Raw genomic sequence first — 18392 nt, 5'->3', positions numbered from 1 at the left:
ATTCTCGGAGTGGAGATACCTAGAGGTATTCCTCAACCACATTGTAAAATTTAGGAGGAATTATTCGCATGAGTTTTCAATTAGAAAGCATATTAAGTGAGTTTAAAGGCAAAAGGGCCTTGGTCACAGGCGGTACCAAAGGAATGGGAGAGGCTATTGCTAAGAGACTTACGGCTGCAGGTGCTACCGTAATAACTACGGCTCGAACGACTCCAGTTAATTTAGAAAATCCAGACCTGTTTATTCCAGCCGATATTAGTACGCCTGAAGGTGTAGATAAAGTAGTAAACAGTGTTCTTGAGCGCCTAGGCGGTGTAGATATTCTTGTCAACAATGTTGGAGGCTCGTCAGCCCCATCTGGGGGAGCTCTTATCTTGACAGACGAGCATTGGCAGCAAACTTTTAACGCCAATCTGTTTGCTGCCGTCCGTTTAGACCGTGGACTGCTGCCGGCTATGGTGGAAGAGGGTTCCGGTGTTATTATTCATATTTCATCCATTCAACGTCGCTTGCCGCTATATGATGCAACATTGGCTTATGCTGCAGCCAAAGCAGCTTTAACTACTTACAGCAAAGGGTTATCCAAGCAGTTTTCACCTCAAGGCATTCGTATTAATACAGTTGCGCCAGGCTTTATCGAAACGAAGGCAGCACAAAGTTTGATTGATCGGATTGCTGAGATGACAGGTGACCGAGAAAGTGCATTAAAGCAACTGATGGACTCGTTGGGAGGAATTCCAATTGGTCGTCCAGGACTACCAGAAGAAGTCGCTGAGCTTGTTGCTTTTCTGGTATCCGACCGGGCCGCTTCAATTACAGGAAGTGAATATAATATTGACGGTGGAACAGTTCCAACGGTCTAAAACTTTATTTTCATCTGACAATCACGCAAAACGTATTATCTATGTTCATCAGATAGGCTTTTATATAACTACTACCGTTTAATAACGATCAGCTTTGTTTCCAGCATTTCTTCCATGGCATACTTTACACCTTCGCGTCCCGTGCCACTTTGCTTCACACCACCATACGGCATATGATCAACACGGAAGCTTGGAATGTCATTGATCATCACGCCGCCCACCTCAAGCTTGTCCGCTGCATCCAGCGCGGTCGTGATATTACGAGTGTAAATTCCCGCCTGCAGGCCATAGATCGAATCATTTACATGGTTTACGGCTTCATCTATAGAGCTAACAGAATGAATCAGCACAAGCGGGGCAAACACTTCACGACAGGACACCTTGGAGGTCGGGTCCACATTAAGCAAAACCGTCGGCTCCAGAATACCTCCCTTGGCTTGGCCACCCAGAGCGATCCTTGCGCCTGCTTGAACCGCTTCTTCCAGCCATTCACGGACACGTTCGACATCCTTGGCTGAAATAAGCGCGGATACATCCGTGTCCGGCTCTAGCGGATCTCCAATTTTTAAACGTTGAGTTGCTTCTATAAATCGGGATACAAAGGTATCATACAGTTCATCGACAACGTAAATACGTTGAACTGAGATACATACCTGCCCCTGATTGGCAAAGGCTCCACTCACACAACGGTCGATGACCGCGTCTACATCCGTATCACGGTCGATAATAACGGCCGCGTTGGAACCCAGCTCCAGCGTGACCCGCTTCAAGCCAGCCTTGGAGCGAATTTCTGTACCGACCGCCGGGCTACCGGTAAAAGTGATATAGCTGACGCGCGGATCAGTGACAAGTATGTCGCCAATGGTTTTACCATCGCCGCTGATCACGTTAAGAGCGCCCGCAGGCAATCCAGCCTGCTCCAGCAGCTCCGCAATCAAGTAAGCCGACAACGGCGTCTGCTCCGCAGGCTTCAATACGACCGTATTGCCTGCTGCCAGCGCGGGACCCACTTTATGAGCAACCAGATTCATCGGGAAGTTAAATGGTGTGATAGCTCCTACTACCCCTACAGGTTCTTTGAGCGTGTAGGCCATACGACCCTCGCCGCCCGGTGCGGCATCCAGCGGAATGGTTTCCCCGTGAATCCGTTTGGCTTCTTCAGCTGCGAACTTGTAGGTTTGCACCGTCCGGTCAACCTCCGCCAGCGCAGCCTTCCATGGTTTGGATGCTTCACGTGCAATGATGCGCGCTGCATCCTCACGCCGCTCTTCCAGCAGGTCAGCCAGCTTCTCCAAAATGGCTGACCGCTGGTGCGCTGGCATGGTCCGCATCTCCGAGCGTGCATCAGAGGCCGCCTGAATAGCAGCCTTGGCATCCTCTGCTGTGGCCTCTGCCACCTCAGCAATGATTTCCCCGGAATACGGTGATTTCAACGTCGTGTACGATGAAGCTGCTTTCCATTCTCCACCGATAAATAAATGCTGCTGCATGCTTTTTCCTCCTTCTCTTGATATCACGTTCCTTTTACCATCTATTTTACCGTCAACACCGGACAAGGTGCATGCTGAATCACCTGATGGCTCACGCTACCCAGTATCATTTCAGAAACAAGTCCTTTGCCCCGCGTTCCCATAATGATCAAATCCGTCTTTTCCTGCTTTGCACTTTCGCAAATGACACTCGCCGGATCACCGTGACCCGCCAGCATACGGTAAGAAATACCCTCGTCCTTCAAATAGTCGGATGCTGGTTCCAAGATATGACGACCTTCCTCTTCGATTCGCTCATCCACATCAACCCCAACCGGGGGCTCATTCATGGATAAAGCCGGGTTTACATGTAATACAGTCAGATGTGGATTCCCCTGAAGCTGCTTAGACAACGTTTTGGCTGTCTGCAACGCATTCATAGCATGTTCCGAACCATCAATCGCGACCAGAATATGTTTGTATTCGCTCATACTCTTTTCCTCCTCAGAAGTTCGATCTTAGTGTGCATCCACCTGAATATCCTGCATATGTCGACGACGTACGATCAGCACAGCTACGCCAATCAGTACCATCAATGCTCCAAAATAAAATGGGGTTTCTGCTGAGTACCACTCTGACAGCTTCCCTGCAAGCCACGGCGAAATTGCCCCGCCCAAAAACCGCATGAAGCTGTAGGCCGCAGATGCTGTCGAGCGCTCCACTGGAGCAGCCTGCATAACAGCAGTTGTAATCAATGTATTGTTAATCCCCAGAAAAATACCAGCCACAATGACGGCGACAATGACAGTCGTTGGTGAACCAGCTACCGTCCCGATCGCCATAACACCTAAATCAATGGCAAACAGCGTCAGCATGATACTAATGGAAGATACCACGCTCAAGCGTGCTTGAATCTTCGGTGCTACAAACACCGAGGTAAAGGCCAGCATAATTCCCCAGCCAAAAAACACATAACCCAAACCATGCTCGTCCAGATTCATTACATATGGAGAATACGCCATCAACGTAAAAAATCCAAAGTTATATAACAACGCTACAATACCGAGCGTGAGCAAAGCCGGATAACTGAGCGCTTTGAACGGATCGGCAATGGAACCGCGTTTTTTGGGCTTTGGAATGGAAGGCAGCATAAACGTAATGAACAAAAATCCCACTACCATCAGTCCGGCTACACCGAAAAACGGACCGCGCCAGGAAATGGAACCTAACTCACCGCCCAGCAACGGACCCACTGAAATCCCGAGGCCCAATGCCGCTTCATACAAAATAATTGCTTTAGCTGTTCCAGAAGTGGACAGACCTACAATCGCAGACAACGCTGTTGCGATAAACAAAGCGTTCCCCAAACCCCAGCCTGCCCGGTAGCCCACAATTCCGCCAACTGTACTGGCTGTGCCGCCCAGTCCAGCAAACACAATAATAAATAAAATCCCGGTTAGTAGTGTCCATTTGACACCCAATCGACTAGATACAACGCCTGTAATCAGCATCGCAACGCCTGTTACCAGATTATAGCTGGTGAACAGCAATGACACTTGGCTTTTCGTAGCATGAAGCTGATCAGCAATGGCCGGAAGAATCGGATCGACCAATCCCAGACCCATAAATGAAATAACACAAGCAAAGGCGACTGCCCATACCGCTTTAGGTTGAGACAGCAAGCCTGAGCGTTCTTTTAACTCTTCAGGTAATGCATGTTGTGAACTCATATTATGATGTTACCTCCACATCTGAATGTAAATGTTCTTGTTATGACGGGTCGTGATCAAGTTCATCATCCAGAAGAACCTTGCGTTCACGCACCCTAACCCGTAACTCCTCCAACTCAGTCTGGAGCATACGGATGCTGTTGATTTTTCCCTCCATTAATTCCAACTGCTCGTTCAATGTACTTTCCATATCCTCCAACATGGCCCGTCGCTCGTTCGGTTGCAAATGCTCCGTTCGCTCGCGATATTCCTCCCGCTGACCCTTAAGCATTTCCGCTGCGGACATGTAACGCTGAAGCTCTTGCAAGGAGAATCCAAGTACTTCCTTGGCACTCAATATTTTTTTTAGTAAGTCCACATCCTCCTGCGTATACAGGCGCATATTTCCTTCACTGCGCTGCGGAGAGGGCAATAAGCCGATTTCCTCATAATAACGAATGGTTCGCTTGGTTAATCCGCTTTGTTTGGCGACCTCATCAATTTTATACGTAACCATGACACCCACCTTATGAAAAAGATTATATATAAATACTACGCCTCTATAACGTTAACGTCAACGTAAACTTCAATATAAAAAAAACCGCCTCTAATTGGAGACGGTTCCTATTTTGACTAGTACGGTCATAGACCCGAGCATCGGTGCTCAAGCCCATGAATATAGCTTTAGATGAAACAAGTACGAGTGATGATAACCAGTAAAATGAAGAGAACCAGAATAACACCAGTGGAGGTGAACATGTTACAACCGCCACAACCTCTATCTACTTCACCCATTTCGTATTCCTCCTCCCTACTGATTCCAGCAAATCTCCCGAATTTTAAATCCTTGAGCTACGAATTAGATGATAAATGCTTTGGAAATAATAACGAGCAGAATGAAAAGTACCAGAATCGCTCCTGTAGATGTAAAAGCTCCATAACCAGCGCCTACTCCAGACATGGTGATTCCTCCCTTCATGGTTTACAAGAGCATCTTATGCTTATGCCATCATCCATGATAGGGACAAATGCCGCGCCTGCCGCCCAAATCTAGGTTGGGGTTGTACTGTCCTGTTATTCTTCGGACCCGAGCATGCCGTGATACAGGAGGTTTCGTGCCTGCTTGGCAAGCACAGACGGACTTTCACGTCCAGGCAGCAATTTAGTTAACGTCAGTCGTTCAATCAAGCCGATCACGCATTCTGCTGTCAGTTCAGGGTCCAGTTCCTCACGGCAGGAGCCCCATCGTTGCGCCGCCAGCAGATGTTTTTTGATATGCTCAGCCATTTCCGCCTTAATACGCACCGAGTCTGTCGCCTGGTAAAAACCGACACGAGTGATCGCCGGATTATTAGACAACACACGAAAAATAGCTTCTAGAAACACCTGTCCCCGTCTCAAAATTTCAGCCTCGCTTAGGTCTGGGCCTATCTTCATGCTTTGTACCGTATCATTCACCAAAGTACCGAAGCTCTCCACAAGCTCCTCGTATAACTGTTCCTTGCTTTCAAAATGAATATAAAAATCCGGCTGCGTCAATCCTGCACGTGCCGCGATCGAACTTACCTTTGTCTGATAAAACCCCGTCTGAGCAAACTCTTCAGCCCCCGCTTCCAGTAACAACCGTCGACTCTCCCGACTTCTGACTCCTGCTCTCATCACGGTCTTGCCCCCTTACGCCACAAATCTATCGTATTATAAAGTTCCTTTGCAGTAAGAACAACGGGCTTGAGGATGATATATACCTGTCCTTCAAAAGTCCTAATACAGAAGGACTGAACGTTTTGGAAAATCAAGGGCATCTCCCTACAAGGTATAATTAACCAATCTGACGGTGAGCGAGCAGGAATTATTAAGCCGAATTCAAATATTTATACTTGAGGATTTTGCACAACCCTGACTTTCGATATATATCAGTGATGAGGACAATATTTGCGCATCATCTCAATCGTTGTCAGATCATCATCCAACCCCCGTTGTTGCAAGCCGTCGATAATTTGCTGACGTTCCTGATCTTTAACATTTTGACCGAATTTAAACTTGGCAGTCCATTCCTCCGGTACAATTTTGATCAGAGCGACCCCTTTTAAACGTGAAGCATACCGAGAATCGCTGGCATCAATCGTGTCATACCCGCCTTCCGGTTGCAGCTTACTCATAAAAATGGAAAAGGCCGATGCTTTTTCTTCCAAATCCACTACATGCTCCGCATGACCACGCACGGTAATACTTTTAAAAAATGAAGTCGCCGGACATGCCATATGTTCATCCGTAAAATAAGACGGAATGAGCGCATATTCTTTGGCGGCTGAAAAAGTAACTCGATTATCTTCTTTCATCCGTTCCATCTTTTCTCCAGCACGGCTGCCATGAATATAAAAAACGCCATTTCCATAAGCGAAATTCAAGGGAACCACACGCGGAAAACCATCCTCGCTGTTCATGCCTAAAAATCCGAAACTGACCTCGCTTAGAAACTGCTCTATTTCCTCTAGTTCTGCCACCGTAAATTCTTTTCTTCTCATAGGGAATTCTCCTTCCATCTATTGACCAATGATACATTTCAGATTATGTTGAAAATGGATTCATAAAAAGATCCAATATGAACGAAAATGAGTGGCCCAATCGAAGGAGAAGAGTATGGATATTACGATTGCTTATCAGCGTGCGCTTCAAAAATATCATTTAAAATATTTGGCATTGTATCATGCTCTTCGTGAGGGAATCCTCAATGGTTCCCTTGCCAGTGGTACGCGTCTGCCTTCCACTCGTGATCTGGCTGTGATGTATGGAATTTCACGAGGGAGCGTTAAAGAGGCATATGATATGCTGTTGGCAGAAGGATATATAGATTCGGCAGTAGGCAGAGGAACCTTTGTTATGGAACAGACAGCGGTGCTGCCCGACAAATCTTTAATCAACCAGCAGAACCAAAATTCACCTGTTGTAAAACAAAAAGCCCCTGCTCTATCAGCTTGGGGACAACGAATCATGCAGATCGAAAGGGAACGAAACTTACAGCCGTCTCCTGCTTCTGCTACAAATAGAGACAGTGCGCAACAGCCTTTGATTTCTTTTCAGGCAGGAGAAGTTGTATTGGAGGGCAGTTCACAGATCGCATGGAAAAGCGCAATGACTGCCGCTGGAAAAGATCTGCAAAAGCCCTCGGCTGACGCGACGACTGCACCAGTGAGCGGTGATGAATGGCTGCGTGAAGCGATTTGCCATCATGTTGGCAGAACACGCGGAATTACAGCCACTCCGGATCAAGTCGTATTATGCAGTGGTTCCATGGAAGTGATCACGTTATTAAGTCAGTTGCTTATTCATGAACAAGATCGAATTGTATTAGAAAACCCCTGTTATTCCGGCATCTACCGTGCAGTTACTGCCTCAGGCGGACAGATACATGCTGCTGAGATGGATCAACATGGAATTGTCCCACAGGATTGGGATTCCAAACTCCTATTTGTTACACCTGGACGACAGTTTCCAACCGGTGCAGTGTTGCCATTAACACGCCGTCAACATATTTTGCAATGGGCAGCATCCAAGGGAGCGTGGATCATTGAGGACGATTATGACAGTGAATTCCGTTGGGCAGGACGACCCATTGAACCATTAAAAGCACTGGATCGCACAGAATGTGTCATCTATGTCGGCTCCTTTTCCAAAAGCATGTTCAGCAGCCTTCGACTCGGGTTTGCAATCTTGCCCGTTGAATTAGCCCAAGCGCTGACAGCTGCCAAACGACTATACGATCCCCTGCCGCCTGCCCGCTTGGAACAGCGCGCACTGGCACGTTTTATGATGCGCGGCGACTACGTTCGCCATGTGCGTCGGATGACTCGAATATACAGATCACGCTACGACGTGTTCCAGCGTGGAATACAGCAGTTAAGTGAACTATTTCACTGGCATCAGAACGATTGTGGACTACATGCCTATGCCATCTGGAAGCAGGAGTCTGCCCAGTACCATCATTTGATGCAGACAGCACAATTTTACGGAGTCACATGGCGTGATGCCGCCGATTACCAACTGACACCGGGACCTCCATCAGCCTGCTTTATCTTTGCCCATTTAACGGAGCAACAAATTGTTGAAGGGTTTAACCGTCTGCGCCAGGCTTGGGACCATATTAAAAATCAATGAGGAGTTCCCTTATTTAATCACTAGCCCCAACAGCCCTACAAATGATGAAGCTTGATGCGGTGAGATGATGCAGCCATTCAAATCTTCTATATCCACCTGTAACCCATCAAATTCACAATCGCTCAGATCAATCCCGTTGAGCTTGGACCCCGATAGCATCGCTTGATCCAGATTGCAACGGTTAAAAAAGGTTTTTTGTAGTGTTAAATGATACAGATCGGCACTTATTAAAGAACAATCCTCAAAACCAACTTGCTTAAAATTAGCAAAACGGAACATCGAATAATCCGCTAAGCAATCCGAAAAACGAACGTTTTGGAGCCTGCTTCTGGAAAAGTCTGTTCCAAGCAATTTGCAGTTTTTGAACTCTACCCGATGGATAAAGGAACCGGAAAAATGAACATTAGACAGATCGCATTTATCAAAAATGACGTCTGTCCATTCACTTTCCGGTAATGACGATTCCATGATCGTTACATTTTTAAAAGTCATCTTCTCTAATGAAACCTTAACCGCTTCCACATTATCCAAAATCATATCTTCTACAGACCCCATACTATATTCGCCTTTGGACCGTAAGGAATACATTTCTTCGTTTAGTACGGGCAAGTCCGCAGGAATTTTCGGCAACTCCATTTTAATTTTCATAATAACTCTACCTCCACGATTGAGAGCCCTCTAGGACATCTATATGAATCTATTTTCTATCAATTCTCATACATAGGGTAGCAAAAGTATTTCTCACACATATATTAACGTAGTGAGCACGCTCACGAACCTTTGTTAGGAGGTTGATAGCATGGCAGTACAACTATCTAATCAAGTGTTCTCCATCTCTGTCGGAGATTACGGCGATCTCTCTTCCTTACGGCTGGTAGGGGACACTTTTAATACCAACTATGTCATGAACAGCTCCAACGCACCTAAACAGAATACGTCGGATCATCAGTGGCTGGGTGAACTGATGTTCACCTATCGTCTCGGCAACGGAGCGTGGACTCGGGCATGGACAAGTAATTCTGCTGATGCGCGCCAGATCACCTCTTCTGGAAACAGTGTCCAGGTAGCCTATCAGAATTCATCAAACAATCAGGGAATACGTAATTTCATTTTACATGAAACTTATTCGTTGGTTAACGATTATTTGCATTGGCAAATGAAAGTAACGAACACCTCTAATCAAACACTGGAGATCGGAGATTGGGGACTGCCGCTTCCGTTTAACGAGTACTGGTCCGGCGGCAATAATGAACAAATTTATGAAACCAGAGTACTCTCACACTCCTTTGTAGGCCATAACAGCTCCTTTATTACCGCTGGACGACCTAGCGGCATCGGACCGTATGTACTGCTGATCCCTGATGCCTCAACGGGTGCTGGTCTCGAATATCAGGACCATTGGAGAACTGAGGAGCATCCCCGCAGCACATGGGCTATGGAGCAAGGTGGCTGGTCCGAAGGACTGAATGTGTTCTATATCCATTCCAATGTCATCAAGAGCACCAACCGTGGCTATCTTGGAAGCACCAGTCTGTCGCTGGCTCCTGGTGAAAGCAAAACGTATGCCTTTAAATTTTACAAGGTAGCGGACGAGCAGGCTGTAAAGGACAGGCTGTACAGTGAGGGACATGTGGATGTGACCGTGGTTCCGGGTATGATTTTCCCGACGAATCTCAAGGCCAAATTCGATCTGCATACCAGCAAATCCATTACCTCTGTCACAGCGCAATATCCGTCTGAAACGACCATCAGCTATCTGGAAACAGCCCCTACAAACCATAAAATATATGAACTCACACTGGGACGACTGGGACATAACAATATTACTGTAAACTATGGTAACGGCGAAAAAACCGTTCTCCAGTTCTATGCCATCGAGCCAGTCGAAGCTGCACTTCAGCGTCACTCTACCTTCATGGTCAACAGCACCCAATGGAACGTGCCGGGCGACCTGAGGGACAAGGTCTTTGATGACTGGATGATGCAGTACAAGGCTAGACGCAACAGCTTTGCTGGTTACTGGGGCTGGGGTGATGATTGGGGACTAACTCACGGCCAGTTTCTGGCGGAGAAAAACGTTCAGAAGCCCGTGGCATCTGAGATCAAGGCAGTCGATGATTATTTGGAAGTAGCCATCTGGACGAATTTGATGGAAGGCCATCATACCGATTATCTGGTCCCTGATTTCCTGATGCCGCAGCCTAACACGACACCAACGTACCGTGGCTATGCCTATCCGCACATTTATAATACGTTTTTTAGCATGTATAAAATTGCCAAGCTGTATCCCAACCTGATCAGCTATCGCAATAGCAAAAACACATATTTGCTACGTGCTTATCGTATTTTTAAAGCGTTGTATGAAGGCCCTGTTGCTTATAACTGGAACACGGGACTCATGGGTGAGCTAACTACACCTGATATGATTAAAGCGCTTCAGGAAGAAGGCTTGACCACCGAGGCTAACGACCTGATTGGCAAAATGGCTACCAAGTACAACAATTTCAAAAACACCACCTATCCTTATGGCTCTGAGTATAACTATGACAATACAGGCGAAGAAGCCGTATATACACTCGCCAAAATGAACAACAACACGACGATGATGAGCAAAATCAACGCCAAAACGCGTGCTGCACGCGGTCATATGCCTGTCTGGTACTATTACGCCGATCCGGTCACCATCACCGGAGAGAATTGGTGGAACTTCCAGTACACCACCTCACTTGCCGGCTATGCGATGGATGACTGGACACGTCGGCATTCGTCCAAGCCCGAAGTGGATCAGCGTCTATCCTATGCCGCCAAGCTGGCGAACATCGGAGCGATTAACTCGGGACAGATCAGCTCTGATCCTGCCAACATCGGGGCGGTATCGTGGACATATCAGGCGGGCAAGGGCAATTACGGCGCACTCGGTCTGGACGGTGGCCCTCTCTTTAACGGATGGCGCGGCATGTCCGGGGAAGCCGATCTGGGACTGTTTGGAGCCATCAAAATCCTAAGCTCGGATGTTGCTGTAGATCCAATATTCGGCTTGTTCGGCTATGGCTGTGACGTTACAGAAAGCAGTAACAGCTACGCGATTACTCCAAAGGACGGTGTATTCCAACGACTGCATCTGATCACCCAAAAGCTGAGTTTGGAGCTGAATCGGGATCAATATAGCTTGGCCATCGTGTCCAAGTCCAAGAACAACATCCGTCTGACACTGAAAAATATGACTCCAGGCACGACTCATACCACCGTTATGAGCTTGACCGGACTCGCGGCAGGTACGTATGACGTGCTTGTAGATGGCACAAAAACCGGGTCAGTCACGGCTACTAACAGCTCTGCGACCACGGTCAGACTGAATATTGGTACGGCAGCCAACTATGATATCCGTATCCAGTCGAGTACAGACAACCCGTCTCCCGCCGGAGACATTGTAGCCCGTTATGAATTTGACGAAACGGCCGGATCTACCGCAGCCGATTCGTCAGGTTATGGACAGCAGGCCAGTGTAAGTGGAGGCGCGTGGGGCGCCGGACGAAAAGGTAATGCCCTGCACTTTAACGGTACAGACGCCTATGCTAGCCTGCCCGGTGGTATCGTTAGCAGCATAAATGACTTTACGATTGCCGCGTGGGTACGGGTGAACACGCATAACGGCTGGGCACGCCTGTTTGATTTTGGAGCAGGCACGGATCGGTATATGTTTTTGACACCCAAGGCCGAGGGAACTGGCATGCGCTTTGCTATCACCGTCTCGGGGAACGGAGAGGAACAACAGTTGAATGCGCCAGAGCTGGCAACTGGGGTTTGGAAGCATGTCGCCGTGACTTTGTCAGGCAATACTGGAATGATGTATGTGGACGGTGTAGAGGCGACGCGTAACACCAACATGACGCTGAAGCCTTCTAGCCTTGGACTGACAGACCGGAACTATATTGGGAAATCCCAGTTTGATGATCCCTATCTGAACGGTGCAGTGGATGAACTGATCATTTACAACAGAGCCCTGACCGCTCAGGAAATCCGGGGCTTGGCCTCGGCAAGCAGCACCATTACAGCCCATGATGAGGGAGCCCGTTCATATGCCGAAGGAGCAGATTAGAATACATTTACGCATTCATTCATGCCGTTAACGTTTTAGATTGTGAATGATTTGTACTGTGAATCATTTGCGTCGTAAATGATTGGTATCGTGAATGATTCTTGCTTATATTAGCTCTACCCCCGGATTTCTTAAGTTAAGTCTGTAATCAGGGGAGAAATCCGGGGAGATGATGCTTCCGAGCGAGCCACCCTATGGAAAGCATTTAAAGCGACCGCCTTACCGGGACGATCAGCGGCAACTTTTCCATCTGGAGGGCGTTTAGCTCCGTCTAATGCGTGTCGTTCTTGGTCTTAAGCGAACCAGTTCCTCACTAGTGAGTTGCCTAGTATAGGAGCGAGGGGAAGATCCTGTATCTACCCTCAGTACTCTGCCTGCCCCGTTGGGGCGGGCTACCCGTGTGTTGAATACCTGCATGGCCCACTGCACCGGAAAGGCTATAGATAAGCGACCATCTGCCGTGCCTGCATAGTTGACCGCAGCTGCATAATTATCTGACTGTCTGAGCCATACAGAGCCAGAATCCCCAGGTAGTGATACGGGAGTCGTACCTCTAATAACCGTCTGATCTTCGAAGGTCAGTAAGCCCAACTCTCCACCATAATTGATTTGCAGGTCCGTATAGACGGACTCTACCGTGCCATTGACCCGCCCGGTCGTACGCCCTACCTTCTTCAATCTTTCCCCTATGCGATATGCGGTCACATGACCCGGAATCGCTCCTACTGTAGCATAACGCGGATTGAGCAGGTTGTTGCGGGTCGGAAGCGAAAACGCCGCATCAATCAGGTTCGTTCCGGTGGGATTCAAGCGTACGTAACGATAAAGCCGTCCTATACGATCCTGGGCAACCGTCCCACCATCGGCTCCGCCTGGCTGAATTGTAGCCTCTCGATTGTCTGTATTGGAGGGATTGAGGACATGGTTATTGCTAAAAAGATAACGTGTCGCCGGCGCTCCAGTTGGGGCAACGATGAGTCCGGTTGAACCGGAGCCTTCAATCGTCCCGACACTGTAGCCGGCGATGACCGGGCGTATGCGCACTTTGTAGTCCGTGGCATTGGCTCTGATCTTTCCAGTCTTTACAATTCGGACTGGAACGTTCGTTTTCTTTCCTAATGCGGTGGCCGACAGGAGTCCGGTAGAGGCCGACGCTAAACGGTCCGTGTACACAATGACAGCGGCTCCTCTTTTGGGATGAGCAGGGTCCCTGTACCCTACGCCAATGCCGTGGACACCGGACATTTTTAAAACTCGCTTGGCCATCCGCTTTTTCACCTGAAGCGCGGCCGAGAAGGTAGCCAACATAATCATCTCCTTTTACATTCAGATGAAATATTGTATGGCTAAGGCCGCTTCGCGTTCCATTTGATCATACGATCGCTGTATTGAAAGGCATATGAAAACATTCCAAAAAATGGTATACTCATTTCCGAAATTGACATCTTATCATTTGATTCTGGTGTTCAAGGAGGTACTTTATGTTTTCAATCATGTTGACATATAGCATACAAGCAATTGTAATTTTACTGATTATCTTTGAATTGTTGAGAAATAACAGAAAAAAAATAGGCTGGGGATCACTTTCACTGCTTTTATCTCTTCTTGGTATGGCTGTTTCTTTCGAATTTGGCAATTACATATTGGGAGACCAGTTGCTTTCCTTTTTAGGATTGCCCGCCTGGTCTAACAGTGTTGATAATACTAGGTTTCACTACACCATTTTTCTATCCAGTATTTTTTTTATTCCCAGTTTAATCATTGGATATAAAAATCCTAAGGAGTTTGGAGCTACAATCGGAAAACGGATTTCCAGTATATATCTATTTTTGATCATCATTTCACTTTTATTTTTATTATCAGCATTTTCTCGAAGTGAAAGTTGTCTTAGCGGAGGTTGTTGTTTTATACATTAAATCCGAACAATCCGGGGTGAGTAATTAGATCAAGGAGTTGGTATTATCTATAATTCATTTACCTCCATATTCTTTCCGGCACTGACTGCAATCATCCTTATAAAGATGCCAATATTGGAAACAAGAGTGGACAAAGGTACGATGTTGAAAGTGAGAATTACAATAATAACAGTCCTGCTTATCGGAGTCGTGTTGTATATAATTGATACTCAGTGGTGGATTGTGATTGCTTTTGCAGTATTTTTCTGCATACTACTTGTTATAAAACTTTTGAAAAGGCGTAATAAGCCACATTGATTTATGATTCTCATACTCAGCGTCTAACAAAAGCCCTCCATTAATGGAAGGCTTTTTATATTACGTAGCATATTTAAATTCCCAACTTATTAAAACACCCCACCAGCGTATGCCAGCAGGGTGCTACCGATGCTTTCGGATTTATATGGGAAGTATATAACGTTTGGGTGATTATGTAAATAAATATATAGATTAAGCTGATCCCCTCATATTATGACACGTTCTACCCAGTTCCAAGTACCTTGGCTTGTTACTTTGATTTTATCCCCTACGACAAAAAGGCCATATTTATCGTTACTAACTGAAATTTCTTTGCGCTCATTGCTTTCGAACTCGCAAGTTATATAAAATGTTTTTGAAGACGATCCTTCAGTCCAATCTACCCGCTTATCAACCACCTCACCTATACGTTCTATTCTCGGTTGTTTACGATTATTGCTCGCAATCCGAGAACCGCCTATAAACGCTGAAAGAATAAGTCCCACGACTATAAGTAAAAGAATCCAAAAGACCATCTATAATCCTCCTAAGTATTCATTAGTTGGTAATTATGATATCGGCTTTTCAACTGTTTATTTTGATATCGATTGAAAAATGAATATAAAAACACCCCACCAGCTTAGCCAGTAGGGTGTCACCGATGCTTTCGGATTGCACAACAGTACTTCCGTATTCGTTTTATCAATACGATTGGTTTGGATAAATTTGTAAATACAATATGTATGGTTCATGCTGATCACCTCAAGATAGGTATTCGGTGATTGATGTGTTAATTCCTCCAAAATAACAAATCACCGCCAACCACTGGATGGCGGTGATTTGTTTGCTTACGCTTAAGCACCTCCATGCTGTACATGAGGCTGTATATCATGCGTCTGGGCAGGTACAGTAACAATAAACAAAAAACTAGCTGCAATCATTAGCAGTACCATTTTTTTAACATTGTCTAACCATTCATTCTAAAATAGAGGGCATAAATATTAATAGTAAAATAATCTTTCTCTTTGCCCTACACTAACTAAACTTTCATACTTTATAAAAGTTCTAACGTCAGCAAATTGTTTAAACTGCTCAAATAATCTTATGCATCTAATGAAGAAGGATTCTTTGTTATTGGCTAATGATTTAGATAAAACGTCTAGCAGGTATCTGAAGCCATAAGAGTAATTGCCTCTGTTCAAGTAGTATTTAGCAAGTTCATATTTAAAACGTGTTGTTTGCTCTGGTACTACCTGATAGGTATACATATCCGATGATGGCTGTTGTACAAAAGAATCAATAATCATTTCAAACCGTTTAAGTATATCATTCACGTCTAACTGAAATCGGTTAGCTGCAAACATTACGTTCAAAAGCTTTACGATCATTTCCTTATCGACTTTATCACTTGATGCAATAATATATTGAACATAATCGTTTAGCACGCTTACATCTCCAGATAAAAGCTTATATACGTACGTGTTACCTTCTGCCCAGTTTTGGAACAAGCCCATCCAGTATTGGGTGTCCTCGTCCTTCTCCAAAACCCAATCTAAATTAGTGTAGGCGTATGTATACTGTAGGGCTTGGTGGTAATCGCCTTTAGCTTCGCAAGAACCTGAACACAACAAATCAGCATAAGCGATGTACACAAACAGTGGACGACTTAGTTTCTTGGAAGACTCATCACGCATTCGACTCTGCTGTTGATGTTCCAAAGTATATTGGATTTCAGCTTTAGCTCTCATTGTTCTAGCTACTTCCTCAACCTTGTCCCATTTACGCAAAGACCTGTACACGTTTGCTAAATCCTTCAGCGCGTCAAGCTGTTCTATTTCATCCAGACGTTCCACGAAGGATTCAAATAGCGTTGCTGCCTTGAGATTCCGGCTTTGATCGTTTCCAACTTGAATCGTGAATATACGATATTGGCAGACTGCCAATCGTTCAGAATGTTGATACTTCTCCGCTTCAGCCACACCCTCATAGAGCAGTAGTGCAGCCGCATGTCTTCCCTGCTTCAACAATTCTTCTGCAATTTCAAATAGCTTGGGCGAATACAGTAGATTGTCCATGATGGCTCCCACCACTCGACTAATCGCATCCAACTTGTCCAACTCCGCACAACGAAATAGAAATGGCTCGATTCGCCTCATATTCGGGGGGGTGTCGATGATGTAGTTTTCTATAAACAGATCGTAAAAATACCCTTCTGGTAAATCCATAGCCTCAGTGATTAGGTCAAGCTGGTTAACAGACATTGACTTATTCCCTGTCACAATAGCACTTACTATTCCCCTATTCATGCCTGCAAGTTGTCCGAATTGCGCTAAGCTCAAACCCTTTTGTTGTAGGTAACTATCTAATTCTGCTCTAATCGTAGGTGTATGCTTCATGTCATATCCACCTTCCACACAGAAATTCCAAAACTTTTTATTATTGCATTCTATTTTTGTCCATAATTTAACAGTTGTCAATAAGCTTTGAAATATATGTCATGCAATATTCGAATAAAATATATATTTTCGAATATTAATGCTTTTTACCATTTTGTTAACAAAAATATACACTATATTCCTTTTTTAATGATATACTTGGTCAGTAGTACAAATTATACCAATCGAGAGGGCGATTTTTGATGAAGTTTAAAAACACAGTAATCATTCTTACAGGTGTATTGGCTCTTACGGCAGTAGCTCCGCTGGCTGCTACTGCCGCACCAGTTACGGGGATTAAAGTATCGAAGGATCATGGAGGTATAGTTATCCAACAAACTGGTCAAGAGGTACATGAGGTTCTTGGTGGGACAAGTCCGACGATGGACTTAACTGTTGATAAAGGTTATGGACATGTAAAGATTAAAGTTCGGAATCAAGGAACATCAACTATCTCTTGGAGCTTGCAGGGTAACGGGAAAGAATATGTCTATAAAACTGTTGGCAAAGGAGGCTCATTAACGTGGAATAGTCTTAATTCATTCCCTAATGGGATGCCTTCAGGGAAATACGTAATTCAATTCAGAGCCGACGGAAACAAAGTTGATGGCGAGGCTTGGGCTACTACTGGTCAGTACCCATCAGACATTAACTAACCGTTATTACAAGCAGGGGAGCGTCTTGGAGTTAAATCCAAGGCGCTTTATTTAATTTTTCCAAAAAAATAAAGGTGAAGGTAGCAAAACACCTGATGTAGTGATAATTGTTGGTTTAGTGATCGGAGTTCTCATAGGTATCGCTCCTGTCTTTCTTAGTGGAATACAAGAGTGGACTTGGCACACTACAGTCCTTGTACTTGGTTCTGCGCTTGTTATTGGTCACATCCTTTATAGTTGGATAAAGGAAAAGATAGTATATGAGACAAACTATGTCACGGTATTCGTAAATTAAAGCCCTTGTTGCAAATGGAAGACCTATTCATTGTAATGAAGAGGAGAGAGTGATGAAAAAGAAATTTTTTATCGTAATTGGAGTTATAATAGGCATCCTGTTCTTCTTTTACTTGTTAACTTTATGGGCGGCAAACAATCTCCATGTGCCCTCTCAATAGATTAAACAAGTTATATCGATTTTGTTTGATGTTCATTTACAATTCACATAAACGTTCCTTTCCATAAAGAGTTGCGTTTGCAATATACTCAAAAGTAAAGGAATTGTGGCTAACTTCAAATGAGAAGCATATCTTATTACAAGTAAACTCTCAACATTTTAAGCCCAGTGGAATATGAGGTATGCATAATAATCAAGGGAGCTGATATTATCTATAATTCATTTACCTCCATATTTTTTGCTGCGTTAACTGCAATCACCCTCATAACGCTGCCAAAATTAGAAGCTAGGGTGAGTAAGAGAATAATGTTGAAAGTGAGAATTTCCATAATAACAACAGTTCTGCTGATCGGAGTCGTG

16 protein-coding genes are annotated in these 18392 nt (G+C 45.2%); 5 read left to right on the top strand and 11 right to left on the bottom strand.

The genetic code is table 11. The features are described 5' to 3' along the window. The first annotated feature begins 68 nt into the window (after positions 1 to 68). A complete protein-coding gene (locus tag NSQ58_RS17285; RefSeq protein WP_341057924.1) occupies positions 69 to 863 on the top strand; it encodes an SDR family oxidoreductase in 795 nt (264 codons plus the stop codon). Between the two features lie 71 nt (positions 864 to 934). Here the strand turns inward: NSQ58_RS17285 and NSQ58_RS17280 are convergent, their stop codons facing one another. The 7 genes from NSQ58_RS17280 to NSQ58_RS17250 all read right to left on the bottom strand — a co-directional run bounded on the left by NSQ58_RS17280 (position 935) and on the right by NSQ58_RS17250 (position 6566). Continuing rightward, positions 935 to 2353, bottom strand: a complete 1419-nt coding sequence (locus NSQ58_RS17280; RefSeq protein ID WP_341057923.1) for an aldehyde dehydrogenase family protein — start codon at positions 2351 to 2353, stop codon at positions 935 to 937. A 41-nt stretch (positions 2354 to 2394) separates the two neighbouring features. Then, a complete protein-coding gene (locus NSQ58_RS17275; protein ID WP_023986945.1) occupies positions 2395 to 2823 on the bottom strand; it encodes a universal stress protein in 429 nt (142 codons plus the stop codon). Positions 2824 to 2850: 27 nt separating this feature from the next. Continuing rightward, complete coding sequence (locus NSQ58_RS17270; protein ID WP_023986944.1) at positions 2851 to 4062, bottom strand: MFS transporter; 1212 nt, start codon at positions 4060 to 4062, stop codon at positions 2851 to 2853. A 40-nt stretch (positions 4063 to 4102) separates the two neighbouring features. Then, positions 4103 to 4558 (bottom strand): MerR family transcriptional regulator, encoded by a 456-nt coding sequence (locus NSQ58_RS17265; RefSeq protein ID WP_341057922.1) that lies wholly within the window; start codon positions 4556 to 4558, stop codon positions 4103 to 4105. A gap of 342 nt (positions 4559 to 4900) precedes the next feature. Then, a complete protein-coding gene (locus tag NSQ58_RS17260; protein ID WP_023986941.1) occupies positions 4901 to 5002 on the bottom strand; it encodes a hypothetical protein in 102 nt (33 codons plus the stop codon). 113 nt (positions 5003 to 5115) lie between these two features. Further along, positions 5116 to 5700, bottom strand: coding sequence for a TetR/AcrR family transcriptional regulator (locus NSQ58_RS17255; protein WP_023986940.1), 585 nt, complete (start codon positions 5698 to 5700; stop codon positions 5116 to 5118). 254 nt (positions 5701 to 5954) lie between these two features. Beyond that, positions 5955 to 6566: a pyridoxamine 5'-phosphate oxidase family protein gene (locus tag NSQ58_RS17250; RefSeq protein ID WP_023986938.1), complete on the bottom strand. Its 612-nt coding sequence runs from the start codon at positions 6564 to 6566 to the stop codon at positions 5955 to 5957. Positions 6567 to 6681: 115 nt separating this feature from the next. Between NSQ58_RS17250 and pdxR the strand changes: the two genes are divergently transcribed. Then, positions 6682 to 8196 (top strand): MocR-like pyridoxine biosynthesis transcription factor PdxR, encoded by a 1515-nt coding sequence (gene pdxR / locus NSQ58_RS17245; RefSeq protein ID WP_053324611.1) that lies wholly within the window; start codon positions 6682 to 6684, stop codon positions 8194 to 8196. 9 nt (positions 8197 to 8205) lie between these two features. Here pdxR and NSQ58_RS17240 read toward each other — a convergent pair whose 3' ends face one another. Further along, entirely contained in the window at positions 8206 to 8844 is a 639-nt protein-coding gene (locus NSQ58_RS17240) for a pentapeptide repeat-containing protein (protein WP_053324610.1), read from the bottom strand. Positions 8845 to 8995: 151 nt separating this feature from the next. On the opposite strand from NSQ58_RS17240, the gene NSQ58_RS17235 reads away from it, so the two are divergent. Then, positions 8996 to 12295 carry a DUF5695 domain-containing protein gene (locus NSQ58_RS17235; RefSeq protein WP_341057920.1) on the top strand — a complete coding sequence of 1100 codons (3300 nt, stop codon included), beginning with the start codon at positions 8996 to 8998 and terminating at the stop codon, positions 12293 to 12295. 261 nt (positions 12296 to 12556) lie between these two features. Here NSQ58_RS17235 and NSQ58_RS17230 read toward each other — a convergent pair whose 3' ends face one another. Beyond that, positions 12557 to 13603, bottom strand: a complete 1047-nt coding sequence (locus NSQ58_RS17230) for a hypothetical protein (protein ID WP_341057918.1) — start codon at positions 13601 to 13603, stop codon at positions 12557 to 12559. A 173-nt stretch (positions 13604 to 13776) separates the two neighbouring features. On the opposite strand from NSQ58_RS17230, the gene NSQ58_RS17225 reads away from it, so the two are divergent. Next, positions 13777 to 14211, top strand: coding sequence for a hypothetical protein (locus tag NSQ58_RS17225; RefSeq protein ID WP_254349252.1), 435 nt, complete (start codon positions 13777 to 13779; stop codon positions 14209 to 14211). Positions 14212 to 14714: 503 nt separating this feature from the next. On the opposite strand, the gene NSQ58_RS17220 is transcribed toward NSQ58_RS17225, so the two are convergent. Then, on the bottom strand, positions 14715 to 15023 hold the full coding sequence (locus NSQ58_RS17220; RefSeq protein ID WP_028541043.1) for a DUF2500 family protein: 309 nt from the start codon (positions 15021 to 15023) through the stop codon (positions 14715 to 14717). A 465-nt stretch (positions 15024 to 15488) separates the two neighbouring features. Next, entirely contained in the window at positions 15489 to 16883 is a 1395-nt protein-coding gene (locus tag NSQ58_RS17215; RefSeq protein ID WP_049828369.1) for a helix-turn-helix domain-containing protein, read from the bottom strand. A 242-nt stretch (positions 16884 to 17125) separates the two neighbouring features. Here NSQ58_RS17215 and NSQ58_RS17210 point away from each other — a divergent pair, with 242 nt between their 5' ends. After that, positions 17126 to 17578, top strand: coding sequence for a hypothetical protein (locus tag NSQ58_RS17210; protein WP_028541046.1), 453 nt, complete (start codon positions 17126 to 17128; stop codon positions 17576 to 17578). Positions 17579 to 18392 lie beyond the last annotated feature (814 nt).

Origin of the sequence: Paenibacillus sp. FSL M7-0134, assembly GCF_038007865.1 — a bacterium.
Lineage (GTDB): Bacteria > Bacillota > Bacilli > Paenibacillales > Paenibacillaceae > Paenibacillus > Paenibacillus polymyxa_B.
The sequence above is the reverse complement of the archived record's forward strand: the minus strand, read 5'-3'. Positions and strand labels throughout refer to the sequence as shown.

Coding starts and splice junctions, on each gene's coding strand:
- NSQ58_RS17275 (WP_023986945.1), bottom strand. CDS start 2,823: ATGAGCGAATACAAACATATTCTGGTCGCGATTGATGGTTCGGAACAT.
- NSQ58_RS17250 (WP_023986938.1), bottom strand. CDS start 6,566: ATGAGAAGAAAAGAATTTACGGTGGCAGAACTAGAGGAAATAGAGCAG.
- NSQ58_RS17265 (WP_341057922.1), bottom strand. CDS start 4,558: ATGGTTACGTATAAAATTGATGAGGTCGCCAAACAAAGCGGATTAACC.
- NSQ58_RS17280 (WP_341057923.1), bottom strand. CDS start 2,353: ATGCAGCAGCATTTATTTATCGGTGGAGAATGGAAAGCAGCTTCATCG.
- NSQ58_RS17240 (WP_053324610.1), bottom strand. CDS start 8,844: ATGAAAATTAAAATGGAGTTGCCGAAAATTCCTGCGGACTTGCCCGTA.
- NSQ58_RS17235 (WP_341057920.1), top strand. CDS start 8,996: ATGGCAGTACAACTATCTAATCAAGTGTTCTCCATCTCTGTCGGAGAT.
- NSQ58_RS17225 (WP_254349252.1), top strand. CDS start 13,777: ATGTTTTCAATCATGTTGACATATAGCATACAAGCAATTGTAATTTTA.
- NSQ58_RS17260 (WP_023986941.1), bottom strand. CDS start 5,002: ATGTCTGGAGTAGGCGCTGGTTATGGAGCTTTTACATCTACAGGAGCG.
- NSQ58_RS17270 (WP_023986944.1), bottom strand. CDS start 4,062: ATGAGTTCACAACATGCATTACCTGAAGAGTTAAAAGAACGCTCAGGC.
- pdxR (WP_053324611.1), top strand. CDS start 6,682: ATGGATATTACGATTGCTTATCAGCGTGCGCTTCAAAAATATCATTTA.
- NSQ58_RS17210 (WP_028541046.1), top strand. CDS start 17,126: ATGAAGTTTAAAAACACAGTAATCATTCTTACAGGTGTATTGGCTCTT.
- NSQ58_RS17230 (WP_341057918.1), bottom strand. CDS start 13,603: ATGTTGGCTACCTTCTCGGCCGCGCTTCAGGTGAAAAAGCGGATGGCC.
- NSQ58_RS17255 (WP_023986940.1), bottom strand. CDS start 5,700: ATGAGAGCAGGAGTCAGAAGTCGGGAGAGTCGACGGTTGTTACTGGAA.
- NSQ58_RS17220 (WP_028541043.1), bottom strand. CDS start 15,023: ATGGTCTTTTGGATTCTTTTACTTATAGTCGTGGGACTTATTCTTTCA.
- NSQ58_RS17285 (WP_341057924.1), top strand. CDS start 69: ATGAGTTTTCAATTAGAAAGCATATTAAGTGAGTTTAAAGGCAAAAGG.
- NSQ58_RS17215 (WP_049828369.1), bottom strand. CDS start 16,883: ATGAAGCATACACCTACGATTAGAGCAGAATTAGATAGTTACCTACAA.